Here is a 12639-nt window from a genome sequence, read left to right on the forward strand (position 1 = left end):
ACGTTTTTTAAGGGTGTGGGAATAAACTCTGCATTGAAAGTACTGTTATAGATCGAAGAATATTCAATAAATGGCCCGCCCTAGAGGATTCGAACCTCTGACCTCGGCCTCCGGAGGGCCGCGCTCTATCCAGCTGAGCTAAGGGCGGTTTGTAGAACCAGTGAGATAATCACCGAGCGTTTACAACAATGAATACGCGACTGCACGTATGCTGCAAACGGGGCGTAATAATACTGACGCTACGGGCTGGCTTCAACTCATTTATTAAAATCTCTTTAGATGGCTTGGCATAAGTGTTAAAAATCCTTACTTTTTATGGGTAATTGGCCTCAAATAGTTGTTCAGCCCCAATTAACCGTTATAATCTGGCCAGTTATATTTTAAACAAATTCATCATTGCCTGGAGACAGATGTGAAATTAAAGACTTGGTTAACTGTTGCTGCTACTGCGCTAACTGTTTTTGCAGCACAAGCACAAGAAATGAGTAACGATGAAATTGCCGATCGCATTAAGCCGGTAGGTCAGGTACATGTTGCTGGTGCAGCAGCTGAAGGTAGTGCTGGCGCAGCTGGCGGTGCAAAGTCTGGCGAAGACGTTTATAACTCTGCGTGTGTAGCATGTCACTCTGCAGGTGTTCTGGGCGCGCCTAAGGTTCACGTTGCAGCCGATTGGCAGCCTCGTTTGGACGAGCGCGGTCTTGACGGCGTATGGCAAAATGCTCTGAACGGTATTAACGCTATGCCTCCTCGCGGTACCTGTGGCAACTGTTCTGATGACGAAATCAAAGCCGCTATTGAGTATATGATCGAAGGTATCTAATACCTACACGATCACAACAACTTGATGGAAAAAGTAGCGTTTTACCGACTAATCGGGTAATTTAACCCGTTGGGAAACGTTACTTTTTTTTACTGGCGAGCGGAATGTCACAAGATTCGACGCAACATGAGTTGACAGAAGAAGAACTGCGCGAACTCATACCGCAGCTTCAACAACTCACCGATAAATATAAGCGCGCTGAACGTGTTCAGAAGGCGCTTTTTGATATTTCCGAATTAGCCAGCTCTGTAAGCCACCTTAACCGCCTTTACTCCGCTATTCACGAAATCATTGCCGATTTCATGAACGCCGACAATTTCTTTGTTGCCTTTTACGAACCCGAAAGCAACGTTGTCGATTTTGCCTATTTTATTGATGAATTCGACGAACAAACCGTTCCTCAGCTTCCTGCTGAGGCTTTAATGGACGGTATGACCGGCTATATTCTTAGAACGGGCAATTACCTTTTTTACAAACGCAACGAAGAAGAAATTTTTGCCTCTGAGCACGATATCAAGCTAGTAGGCTCACAGCCCTATGAACTTTTGGGCGTTCCCCTAAAACGCGGTAGCCAAGTGATTGGCGCAATGGTAGTGCAGACTTATGATGAAGGCGTGCATTACAGCCAAGAAGATTTAGAAGTTCTGCTTTTTGTTTCCCAGCATATCGTCACCACGGTAGATAGGGTAAAAAACAGAGAGCTTACCGAGCGCACCATACGAGAACGTACTCGCCAGCTTCGAAGAATTAACGACGACCTTCAAGAAGAAATTTTAGAGCGACAAAAAGTCGAGTCGTTACAGCAAGCGCTGTTTGAAATCTCTGAACTGGCGGCTAACCTAGAAGGCGACATGAACGCCTTTTACTCCAGCCTTCACGATATTCTTGCACGGCTTATTAGCGCCCCGAACTGCTACATAGCGATTCTCGATAAAGACAAAGAAATGCTGGAGTTTCCGTACTTCAGCGACACCAAGGAAAAAGAGATTAGTTCCAGACCGCTCGGTTTAGGGCTTACCGAATATGTATTACGTACGGGCCAAGCAGAGCTGGTAAACCCGCCAAAGGTGTTAGAACTGGCAGAGTCGGGAGACCTTGATGTGTCTGTCGCTCAGACCATGCTAAATAGCGCTAACTCTTGGCTTGGTTCGCCACTTGTTGTTGAAGGCGAGATAGCCGGGGTTATTGCGGTTCAAACTTATGGCAAGCTGGCAAAATACAATGCCCGCGACCAAGAGCTTCTGCGATTTGTTTCGCACCATATTGCGGTAGCCATTGAGCGTAAGCGCAACACCGAGTCGATGCAGCGCTATAACATTGAGCTTGAAGAGCGTGTAAAAGAGCGTACTGCAGAGCTTAACCGCGCGAACAAGTTTCTAAAGCAGCAAATTGAAGAGCGTAAAGAAATTGAGCTTAAGCTAATTCACGACGCCCACCACGACTCGTTAACCGATTTACCCAACCGCGCCATGTTCACAAGCCGCTTAGAGCTAGCGGTAGCCAGTAAGCAGCGTTACAGCGATAACTTATTTGCGGTGTTATTTATCGACTTAGACCGCTTTAAAGTTATTAACGACACGCTAGGGCACCATGCGGGTGACGAGTTCTTAATTGAGGTCGCAAGGCGCATTGCTCTGTGCATTCGCGGTCACGACTTACTAGCTCGCTTAGGGGGTGATGAGTTTGTTGTGCTGCTGGATAACTTTGAAGATGAAGCTGATGTTGAAGAAGTGGCTAGTCGCATCATTTCTTCAATTTCAGAGCCATTCTTACTGGATGGTCGCGAAATGTATTCCGGCGCCAGTGTAGGTATCGCCCACTTAGAAACTTATTATCGCAGCGCCGACGAAGTATTACGCGACGCTGACGCAGCAATGTATCAAGCAAAAACCCTTGGTCGTGGCCGCTACGTGATGTTTGATAAAAGCATGCGCGAAAGATTGATAGAAGAACTTGAGCTTGAAAATGAATTCAGACGTGCATTACGTGAAGAAGAGTTCGATTACTTTTTGCAGCCCGTTATTGATTTAAATGACAACAGCACGCTTTACAAAGAAATGTATATTCGTTGGTCTCACCCGGCCTATGGCAAAATAGCCCGGGAGCAGTTCAGACAAGTGGCTGAGCAGAGCGGCCTCACGCTGGACCTTGATTTATTTCAGCTCAACAAAGCATGTGCATTACTGAACCACTACAAAAATACCGATGAGCCTATCAACAAAATAGCGGTTAACGTGTCGATTAACCATTTACTACAAGCTTCTATGGTTAATCAAATGATAGATGTAATTGCAGCATCTAATATTACGCCAAGTCAGCTTGTGTTTGAATTTGATGAGAACGATTTGAACCGGCGTTCGCAGTTTATCTTACCGGCAATTAAAAAGCTTAAACGCGCTGGCGTAACGCTTGTTCTTGATAACTTTGGAAGCGGATTAGCCTCGTTAAGTTATCTATTTGCCTACCCCTTCGACTTCATAAAGATTGATCACCGATTTGTAAAATCACTTCCGCGCTCCCAGCGTAACTTAAAGCTTATTCAATCGGTGATGCTTATTTCTGAACATTTAAAGTTTCAGGTAATTGCAGAGGGAGTGGATTCCCAGGCCCAGCTTGATGCCCTGAGTGAAATTGAATGTTCATACGGTCAGGGCAAGATATTAAAGCACGCAAAAGTGCTTGATATGGCATTGTTAGCTGGCTAACAGTAAGTACTTACTTTCGCTTCTAACTATACTATTTCTTCCCTAAAATACCTCTTAGGTTAGCAATACCCACCTGCGCTTTTTGCTGGCGCTCTTCTTTAGTCGCTTTCGGCTTTTGGTTTTCCCACTGCACATCATCGGTAGGTAGCTCGAATAGAAAGCGGCTTGGCTCTGGGTTAATCACTTCACCAAACTGACGGCGCTCTTTGGCAAGGCTAAACACCAGCTCACGCTGAGCTCGTGTTATACCCACATAAGCAAGTCGACGCTCTTCTTCTACGTTATCTTCATCAATACTGCTTTGGTGGGGAAGTAACCCCTCTTCCATGCCCACTAAGAACACAATGGGAAACTCTAGACCTTTTGAGGCATGCAGGGTCATTAACTGAACTTGGTCCCCTTCCCCGTCGTCTTCGCCGCGCTCCATCATGTCGCGCAGAATTAAGCGGTTCACTACTTCGGTTAAGGTCATGGGTTGGTCTAGGTCGTTGCCTTCCAGCATGTCGTTAACCCAGCCGAACAAGGTACTTACGTTGGCCATAGCCATTTCAGCTGCTTTGGGGCTGGCGCTGGTTTCATAAAGCCATTCTTCATAACCCATGGTGCGGATCATGCTGCGCACTGCATCAGCAGTGTTCCCGCGCTCTGCGTTGTCCGACAGCTCAACTACCCAACGGGCAAAGGTCGATACGGAATGAAAGGCTTTATCAGGCAACACGCTATTTAAATTAGGGTGGGTAGCCGCTTCAAACATAGACACGCCCAAACTATTAGCAAAGTTGCCTAGTTTTTCTAGCGTAGCGCGGCCTATACCGCGCCCTGGCGTGTTAATGATACGAAGCAAGGCATTATCATCATCTTGATTCACTAATAGCCGTAGATAGGCCATGATGTCTTTCACTTCGGCACGACCAAAGAACGACATGCCACCGCTTATTTTGTAAGGGATGCGGTTACTCATTAACAGCTTTTCAAAAATACGGCTTTGGTGATTTCCACGATACAAAATAGCGTAGTCTTTAAACTGAGTACGGTTCATGAACTTATGCGCCAGCAGCTCTGCCACCACTCGCTCACCTTCATGCTCTTCGTTCTTTGCCTCTATCACTTTAAGCGGCTCGCCGTACTGCAGCTCTGAGAAGAGGGTTTTATCAAACAAGTGCGGGTTGTTCTGAATAAGTATATTCGCGCAATGCAGAATACGCCCTGACGAGCGGTAGTTTTGCTGCAGCTTAATCACGTTTAATCGAGGGAAATCTTCTTGCAGCAAATGTAGGTTTTGCGGCTTCGCACCTCGCCATGAGTAAATAGACTGGTCGTCATCGCCAACCACGGTAAAGCGTGCGCGCTCGCCTACTAATAACTTTACTAACTCGTATTGACTGGTGTTGGTATCTTGGTATTCATCCACCAGCAAATAGCGAATTTTACTTTGCCATTTTGCTCTTATTGCTTCGCTACTTTTTAGAAGCAGTGTGGGAAGCAGAATAAGGTCGTCAAAATCTAGTGCATTATAGGCTTTTAGGTTGTCTTGGTAGCGCTTGTAGGCTTCTGCAAATTCTCGTTCGCCCGTGCTGGTTGCCGACTTTAATAACGCATCGGGCAGAATAAGGTCGTTTTTCCAGTTCGAAATGCAGCTTTGCAGTAGCTGAAGCTGATCTTTATCGCCATCTAGGGTGTCAGAGGTTAAGTCGTTAAGCAGGGCAAACGAGTCTTTGTCATCGAACAGTGAGAACCCCGGTTTTAAGCCTAAGTCTTTTACATGGGCTTTAATAATGGTTAAACCCATGGTGTGAAAGGTAGATACCTTTAACCCTCGCGCCTCTGGTTTACCCAGGGTCTGCGCCACACGTTCTTTCATTTCACGTGCTGCTTTGTTGGTAAAGGTTACCGCTGCAATATAGCGTGCTGGCATATCGCAGTTTCTAACTAAATGAGCAATTTTGTTGGTAATTACACGAGTTTTACCACTGCCCGCCCCTGCTAGCACCAAACATGGGCCAGACACATAGGTTACGGCAGATTCTTGAGCTTCATTTAGTTTCATTTAATTCCTAAAACAACGTACATTTGGGCGTAACACGGTTTTCATTGCATGTCGCGACGATACCGATAGAATAGCTTTCATATTTTGAGCTGCGCATTATAAGGGAATTCCATGTTGGATCCGAAGAAACTCGAAGATTTAGCGAAACAAATTGCTGATGCCGTACCACCAGGCGTTAAAAATATGGCTGAAGAAGCAGAAGGCCGAGTGAAAACAGTATTGCAGTCGCAGCTGTCGAAACTTGATTTAGTGACTCGCGAAGAGTTCGATATTCAAAGCCAAGTGCTTATTCGCACTCGCGAAAAGCTAGACGCTATGGAAAGTCGCATTGCCGAGCTTGAAGCGAAACTAGCAGAAAAGTAGTTGTTCACAGCTTATAGAAAACTCAAAGCGCCTTCATGGCGCTTTTTTTATTGAAACCGATAAAATAAAGAATGCTCTTCTGTCTTTGCAAAAGCGCAGAACAAAAGAAACGTTACATCAAGATCTCTAAACCTTTCTGCTCAACAAGGCTCAGAAGCTTTAAAGAAGTACCTCGTGGCTTTTTGTTACCCTGCTCCCACTGCTTGATTGTAGATGGCGTAATATTTAAATAGGCAGCAAAAACAGCTTGGCTTACTCTTGCTTTTTCACGTATCGCTTTTATCCGCTGTCCATCATATTGCTTGAGTTTGGGTAAACATAATGCATCAAACTTATGCATAGTCTGCTTATCCATTACTCCGGCTTCGCTTAAATCTTTTGCAGTACTATGTACTACATCTAAAATGCTTTCTTTCATGTTATCTCACCTCTTCAATACTACCCGAATCAATAGCTTTCTTAAGCTTTTCCTCGCTGTAGTTCAGTAGCTCTTTAGCTAAGAGTTTTAAAGACTTCATCTCTTTAACACTAATGTTAGAGCGGGTGCTTTTGGAAAAGCCGTAAATAAAAAAGGCTTTATTATCCACTTGAAAAGCTATGAGGGTTCTTAAACTTCTGCTTTTGCCTTGCCCCAAAAGAGGTACTCGCTTTTTATATACGTTTGCACCTAAATCGGCGTCAACTAATCCCTGTTACATTTCTGCGATTGCTAATTTTAGCAAGCTGTCTGATAAACCTTCCTTACTCGCCCACCTCTTGAACCACTTCAATTTATATATGCGTATAGATTCCATTCGACACCTAAAGTATAACACTTAGTAGCATATTTTGTGCACGACTTTAAAAACATTTAGTGAGTCAAGCGCGTGCCTATAAAAGCGAGTAAATACTTTAGACTGGCTATAAATAAGTTATAAGGGGACATTGGTACAGGTTGAAGTTTGCTGTTGGTAAGTTTTACCTTACCAAATAAAAATGCAGCGCCGTTCCAAGCGTAATGGCTAAGCCAATGTAGTGGTTTTCAATAAACGCGGTGAAACAGCCTTCACGCTGGCGGCGTTTAATAAGTTGATATTGACGCACGCATAGCAAAGCAGAAAACAGCACGGCTGTGTAGTAAGGCCATGTCGCATTGATTGTTAAGCCTATACACCACAGAATAGTTAGCGCGCAGGCTTGCAACAACATTACAATTACCACGTCGTTTTTACCGAACAATATAGCGGTAGATTTAACACCTATTTGCAAATCGTCGTCGCGGTCTACCATGGCGTACATAGTGTCGTACGCTACTGTCCATAGTAAGTTAGCAATAAACAACCACCAAGCGTACGTTGGTACAGTTTCTAGCACGGCCATAAAAGCCATGGGAATGGCCCAGCCAAATGCCGCGCCTAATACCACCTGCGGCAAGTGGGTATAGCGCTTCATAAAGGGGTAACTTGCTGCAAGTAGAAGTGCTACGACAGATAATGCGATAGTTTGCCAGTTAAGAAACAGCACTAATATAAACGCGATGGCGATTAGTGTGCCAAATAACTGCAGCGCTTGTTTAGGTTTAACTTCACCGGTTGCCAACGGACGCTGTGTTGTGCGCTTTACGCGCCCGTCCACCTTTCTGTCGGCATAGTCGTTGATAACGCAGCCTGCTGAACGCATAACGACTACGCCTGCCACAAAGATAAGCATAATACCTAAAGGCGGGAAACCTTGCGCCGCCATTAGCAGTGCCCACAATGTAGGCCACAGCAGTAAATAAATACCCACGGGCTTGTCTAGGCGCATAAGTCGCGCGTATGCATTCCAATTGTGTTTCATAATTGTTGTTCGCTTTCCTTTTCGCTTGTCGCTAACTGACCGTAAACCGGAGAATGTGGAAGAAAAACTTCTGCCACTATCATGCTGTAGTTATCCAACGTAAACAACGAGCGTCTTCCCCATAAGGTTTGGTTACTGTTAATGCCAAACTGGAAAGCTTGGGCAGTACACAATTGAAATTCTGAGCGGGTGAACCGTGAGTCGTTAAACAAGCGTTTTCCCAGCGGCTCGCATCCTAAGTCAGAAAGCTCTCTGTCTACAAATGCTTGAGGGATAATAGAGCGTGCAAACACCCAGGGCTGATGGTTACCGCACAGCAGAATTTCGCGGGCTTGATAGCTGGTTTTGCCGTTACTGTGTAAAAGCGATAGCTCGTTGTCGTGAGGAATTTGCGCGCGCTGCCCAATAAGCTCCAGTGAAAAATGGTCGCTTAAGGATTGCACTCGCTCGGTTAATGACCCTGTGTCTAACAACCAGTTTTTAAGCTGCGCATTAGGAATTGTGATGCCAGAAGGTGCTTGCCAGTCAACCGCCAAACCCACTGGAAAAGTGGCATTAAAACTCACACGAAAAGCCCGAATAATGAATCTGTTAGTATGATAACACGTCATGTGAGAATATTTTCACTTGGTTAAACTTTTGCAGTAGTGTGTTTGATCAGAGATTTGCTACACTACCAAGTGAATTTATTACTTTGGTGTTTCGGACTCCACTATGTTTAAGTCACTAGTTTTACGTGTTTTTGCGGTTAGTTTTTTTGTTTTAGGGTGCAATTCAGCGCTGGCGCAAGATAAAGCCAATTATGCTTATTTGGGCTTAGAGCCAGAGATTGTTACCAACTATATTAGCGACAGCGCGCAGAAGCTAGGTTATGTTCGCGTGTCGGTAGAGTTGATGATTAATGATGTGAACCAACTGGAAATTGCCGAGCACCATATGCCGCTGCTACGCTCTACCGCCATTGAAATTTTCGGGCAGCAGCCCGCAGAAAAAGTAAAATCGCTAACTGGTCGTGAAGATATTCGCCGCGCGATTTTAAAAGCGCTTCAAGAGCACATGAAACAAGAAACCGGTGGTGAAGTAATTAAGAACGTTATTTTTACTAAGTATTTATACCAGGGTGCTTAAGCAGTATAACCGCCGCCGAAGCTACTAAAAAAGCGAGCTTTTAACGAGCTCGCTTTTTTTTTCTATAGCAGCTTTACCGTATTTCATTAGCGTGTAATACGCTAATCCTCTCGGTAAGCGCGACCTGCAATCCCATCCCATACACTGCAATACTAGACGCTTTAGTACCTTTTTAAGTTAAGCTAAGACCTGCGCTGGCTAGCTACTAACGCTTAGCAGAACCCAAGCTTAGTATGGCGGCAAGTAAGCAGCCTGAAATAAGCCCGGCTGTATGCGCAGCATTCGCCATGCTTACCCAAAGTATGTCGGCATAGCCAATTACCAACCAAACAAGCATAAAGCCAACAATAGAGTTTGGCAGCGATAAGCCCCAACTAGGGCGCAGCCAACCTAGCCACCACACGAAGCCCATCACGGCATATACCACACCAGATAGGCCCCCGAATAAGAATAGGTTACCTTGTACAGGGTCGCTAAATAGCGCTTGTGCGGCATTTGAAACCGTCGCTGAAACGAGAAAAACAATAAGCAACATGCTTATGCCCAATGTACGTTCAATTTTGGCCCCCAGCATGCCCCACCACAATAAATTGAATATGATGTGAAGTGCCGAGAAATGGATGAACGCTGGGCCAAGCAGCCGCCACCATTCGTGATTTTGTAACAACACAGAAAACGGCTGCATCAATAAGTGCTGTGCAATGGGGGCAAATAACCCAAATAAAGACAATAGGTACACCGCTGCGCACAGCACAAACACCACAGAGGTAAACGGTGCCTTAACAGCATCAGACATTATTTTGCTTAACGAAAAGCCGCTACCTGATGGGGCCAGATGCACGTTCTTCCCACTGTCCCATGCAGCTTGCTGATATTTAGGGTTCGTTGGATTTGCTAAAAAATCTTCTGCGATAACTTTTGCGCGGTCAATATGCTCATTGTTATCCAGCACAACCACAAACTCTTTTTCGTGCTGTACTACATTAGCGTTGATATGCTGACTAGTTAAATAGTTGGCGAGAAGGTGCGCTGGACTTTGCTGATTAAACGCAATTAAAGGATGACCCATAAGCTAGTTGTTACCCCAAAAGCAAAAAGAGTGTGAAGCGATAAAGATGTGCGAGAACGTGGAATCCTAGCTCTCGTCACTGACTCTTTATACTGAAATAGTGAAAGACCTGCAAAACATAAAATAAAGGTGCACATTGTGCACCTTTATAAAATCGCTATTCGGTTACTACTGGGTTCGCCTGTCGCCACGCTTCAAAGCCCCCGTCCATACTGTAAACGGTCTCAAAACCTTGCTGAGCAATCACTTGCGCAGCCTGCTGGCTGCTTACGCCGTGGTAACACACTACAACAACGGGGATATCTTTAGGTGTTTGATCTATAAACGCCCCAAAGTTATCGTTGTTAAGCGGTGCCGCATTGGGCATATGGCCATTAGCAAACGATTGAGGATCGCGAATATCCACAATAGTTACGTCGCCTTGAAAATTAGCCACGTCGTTTACGCTAATGTGTGAGAATGTTGTCATTATTGCCAATCCAAAATAACTTTACCTGAGTGTCCAGACCCCATGGTATCAAACCCTTTCTGAAAGTCATCAATGGAAAAGGTATGGGTGATGATGGGTGAAAGGTCCAGGCCGCTTTGTAGTAAGCTCGCCATTTTGTACCAGGTTTCGAACATTTCTCGGCCATAGATACCTTTTATCACCAAGCCTTTGAAAATAACTTGGTTCCAGTCGACAGCAACGTCTTGCGGAGGAATACCTAGCATAGCCACTTTGCCGCCGTGATTCATCTTGTCGAGCATGTCTCTGAAAGCTACCGGCACACCAGACATTTCAAGGCCAACGTCAAAGCCCTCTGACATACCCAGTTCGTCCATAACGTCTTGTAAGTTTTCTTTACTTACATCAACAGCGCGGGTTGCCCCCATCTTTTCAGCAAGCTCTAGACGATACGGGTTGATATCAGTAATCACAACATGACGGGCACCTACGTGTTTGGCGACCGCTGCCGCCATAATCCCGATAGGTCCAGCACCTGTGATAAGTACGTCTTCACCGACTAAGTCGAAACTAAGCGCGGTATGAACAGCGTTACCAAAGGGGTCGAATATAGACGCAAGGTCGTCGCTGATATTGTCTGGGATTTTAAACGCGTTGAATGCAGGAATAACCAAGTATTCTGCAAATGCGCCAGGGCGGTTTACGCCCACACCTTCGGTGTTGCGGCATAAATGAACGCGGCCAGCACGACAGTTACGGCAGTGACCACAGGTAATATGACCTTCGCCGGATACACGATCGCCAACTTTGAAGCCTTTTACCTCTTGTCCCATTCCCACTACTTCGCCCACATATTCGTGCCCGACTACCATAGGTACTGGAATGGTGTTTTGCGACCACTCGTCCCAATTGTAAATATGCATATCAGTACCGCAAATCGCGGTTTTGCGAATTTTAATCAGTAGGTCGTTGTGCCCTACTTCAGGCTTTGGCGTGTCTTGTAGCCAAATACCTTTTTCCGCTTTCGCTTTTACTAGCGACTTCATGAAATCACTCCCATTTCACGGCCTACTTCGATAAACGCATCGATGGCTTTATCAACGTGTTCAAGGCTATGACCTGCTGACATTTGCGTACGAATGCGGGCTTGTTCTTTTGGTACAACGGGGTAAGAGAAGCCAATAACGTAAATGCCTTTTTCTAACAGTTTGTCGGCCATTTCACTGGCTAAGCGGGCATCGCCCAGCATTACTGGAATAATGGCGTGATCTTTACCTGCAAGGGTAAAGCCCGCTTCTTCCATGCGCTTGCGAAAATGGTTGGCATTTCGCCATAGATTAGCGCGTAACTCATCGCCTTCTTTCATCATTTCAAACACCTTTAACGATGCTGAAACGATAGGTGGCGCAACTGAGTTAGAGAATAGGTAAGGACGCGAGCGCTGACGTAGCCATTCTACAACTTCTTTTTTACCCGAGGTATAACCGCCCGAGGCACCGCCAAGGGCTTTGCCTAACGTTCCTGTGATAATATCTACACGACCCATTACGCCGCAGTATTCATGGCTCCCTTTACCGTTTTCGCCTAAGAAACCCGTGGCGTGACAGTCATCAACCATTACCATGGCACCGTATTTGTCGGCTAAATCACATATTGAAGCAAGGTCGGCAATAACACCGTCCATAGAGAATACGCCGTCGGTAGCGATGATTTTAAAGCGCGCGCCGTCGGCATCGGCTTGCTTTAATTGCTCTTCTAATACTGCCATGTCGTTATTAGCGTAGCGATAACGTTTGGCTTTACACAAGCGAACTCCGTCGATGATACTCGCGTGGTTTAGCGCATCAGATATAATGGCGTCTTCCGGCCCAAGTAGGGTTTCAAACAAACCTCCGTTGGCGTCAAAGCAAGAAGGATAAAGAATGGTATCTTCGGTGCCTAAGAAGTCGCTGATAGAGGCTTCTAGTTGCTTGTGAATGTCTTGTGTACCGCAAATGAATCGCACAGATGCTACACCGAAGCCATGGCTATCCAAACCTTCTTTCGCCGCTTCAATTAAGCTTTCGTTGTTTGCTAGGCCAAGGTAATTGTTAGCACAAAAGTTAATAACGTGCTCGCCACCAGCAACGCCAATATCCGCTTGTTGTTGCGACGTAATTACACGCTCTTTTTTGTACAAACCATCTTCTTTCGTGGCTTCAATTTGCGATTGCAAATGAGAAATAAATGCCGCAGACATGC

The 12639-nt window shown here is 45.5% G+C and carries 12 protein-coding genes, 1 tRNA gene and 1 pseudogene; 4 read left to right on the forward strand and 10 right to left on the reverse strand.

What is annotated here, in order from left to right:
• Nucleotides 1–71: 71 nt before the first annotated feature.
• Nucleotides 72–148: transfer RNA gene (locus tag D1814_RS07175), tRNA-Arg, on the reverse strand.
• A 264-nt stretch (nucleotides 149–412) separates the two neighbouring features.
• Between D1814_RS07175 and D1814_RS07180 the strand changes: the two genes are divergently transcribed.
• Both D1814_RS07180 and D1814_RS07185 read left to right on the forward strand, forming a co-directional pair.
• Nucleotides 413–820, forward strand: coding sequence for a c-type cytochrome (locus D1814_RS07180; RefSeq protein WP_014947775.1), 408 nt, complete (start codon nucleotides 413–415; stop codon nucleotides 818–820).
• Between the two features lie 104 nt (nucleotides 821–924).
• Nucleotides 925–3525 carry a sensor domain-containing phosphodiesterase gene (locus D1814_RS07185; RefSeq protein WP_118490902.1) on the forward strand — a complete coding sequence of 867 codons (2601 nt, stop codon included), beginning with the start codon at nucleotides 925–927 and terminating at the stop codon, nucleotides 3523–3525.
• 31 nt (nucleotides 3526–3556) lie between these two features.
• Here D1814_RS07185 and rep read toward each other — a convergent pair whose 3' ends face one another.
• Complete coding sequence (rep, locus tag D1814_RS07190) at nucleotides 3557–5572, reverse strand: DNA helicase Rep (protein ID WP_118490904.1); 2016 nt, start codon at nucleotides 5570–5572, stop codon at nucleotides 3557–3559.
• Nucleotides 5573–5683: 111 nt separating this feature from the next.
• Between rep and ubiK the strand changes: the two genes are divergently transcribed.
• Nucleotides 5684–5935 carry a ubiquinone biosynthesis accessory factor UbiK gene (gene ubiK, locus D1814_RS07195; protein WP_012516595.1) on the forward strand — a complete coding sequence of 84 codons (252 nt, stop codon included), beginning with the start codon at nucleotides 5684–5686 and terminating at the stop codon, nucleotides 5933–5935.
• Nucleotides 5936–6047: 112 nt separating this feature from the next.
• Here ubiK and D1814_RS07200 read toward each other — a convergent pair whose 3' ends face one another.
• The 4 genes and pseudogenes from D1814_RS07200 to D1814_RS07215 all read right to left on the reverse strand — a co-directional run bounded on the left by D1814_RS07200 (nucleotide 6048) and on the right by D1814_RS07215 (nucleotide 8319).
• Nucleotides 6048–6353 carry a helix-turn-helix domain-containing protein gene (locus tag D1814_RS07200; RefSeq protein WP_071816592.1) on the reverse strand — a complete coding sequence of 102 codons (306 nt, stop codon included), beginning with the start codon at nucleotides 6351–6353 and terminating at the stop codon, nucleotides 6048–6050.
• A gap of 1 nt (nucleotide 6354) precedes the next feature.
• Nucleotides 6355–6615: pseudogene (locus tag D1814_RS07205) on the reverse strand (type II toxin-antitoxin system RelE/ParE family toxin); the annotation flags it as partial.
• A 277-nt stretch (nucleotides 6616–6892) separates the two neighbouring features.
• Nucleotides 6893–7753, reverse strand: a complete 861-nt coding sequence (gene ubiA / locus D1814_RS07210; protein ID WP_118490906.1) for a 4-hydroxybenzoate octaprenyltransferase — start codon at nucleotides 7751–7753, stop codon at nucleotides 6893–6895.
• Nucleotides 7750–8319: a chorismate--pyruvate lyase family protein gene (locus D1814_RS07215; RefSeq protein WP_118495335.1), complete on the reverse strand. Its 570-nt coding sequence runs from the start codon at nucleotides 8317–8319 to the stop codon at nucleotides 7750–7752. The genes ubiA and D1814_RS07215 overlap by 4 nt, the downstream gene beginning before the upstream one ends.
• Before the next feature lie 148 nt (nucleotides 8320–8467).
• On the opposite strand from D1814_RS07215, the gene D1814_RS07220 reads away from it, so the two are divergent.
• A complete protein-coding gene (locus tag D1814_RS07220) occupies nucleotides 8468–8881 on the forward strand; it encodes a flagellar basal body-associated protein FliL (RefSeq protein WP_118490908.1) in 414 nt (137 codons plus the stop codon).
• Between the two features lie 205 nt (nucleotides 8882–9086).
• Here D1814_RS07220 and glpG read toward each other — a convergent pair whose 3' ends face one another.
• The 4 genes from glpG to D1814_RS07240 form a co-directional block, all read right to left on the reverse strand.
• Complete coding sequence (gene glpG, locus D1814_RS07225) at nucleotides 9087–9950, reverse strand: rhomboid family intramembrane serine protease GlpG (RefSeq protein ID WP_118490910.1); 864 nt, start codon at nucleotides 9948–9950, stop codon at nucleotides 9087–9089.
• Nucleotides 9951–10107: 157 nt separating this feature from the next.
• Nucleotides 10108–10419: a thiosulfate sulfurtransferase GlpE gene (gene glpE, locus D1814_RS07230; RefSeq protein WP_118490912.1), complete on the reverse strand. Its 312-nt coding sequence runs from the start codon at nucleotides 10417–10419 to the stop codon at nucleotides 10108–10110.
• Entirely contained in the window at nucleotides 10419–11444 is a 1026-nt protein-coding gene (gene tdh / locus D1814_RS07235) for an L-threonine 3-dehydrogenase (protein WP_118490914.1), read from the reverse strand. The genes glpE and tdh overlap by 1 nt, the downstream gene beginning before the upstream one ends.
• Nucleotides 11441–12637: a glycine C-acetyltransferase gene (locus D1814_RS07240; RefSeq protein WP_118490916.1), complete on the reverse strand. Its 1197-nt coding sequence runs from the start codon at nucleotides 12635–12637 to the stop codon at nucleotides 11441–11443. The genes tdh and D1814_RS07240 overlap by 4 nt, the downstream gene beginning before the upstream one ends.
• Between the last annotated feature and the right edge of the window lie 2 nt (nucleotides 12638–12639).

Origin of the sequence: Alteromonas sp. BL110 (assembly GCF_003443615.1) — a bacterium.
Taxonomy (GTDB): domain Bacteria; phylum Pseudomonadota; class Gammaproteobacteria; order Enterobacterales; family Alteromonadaceae; genus Alteromonas.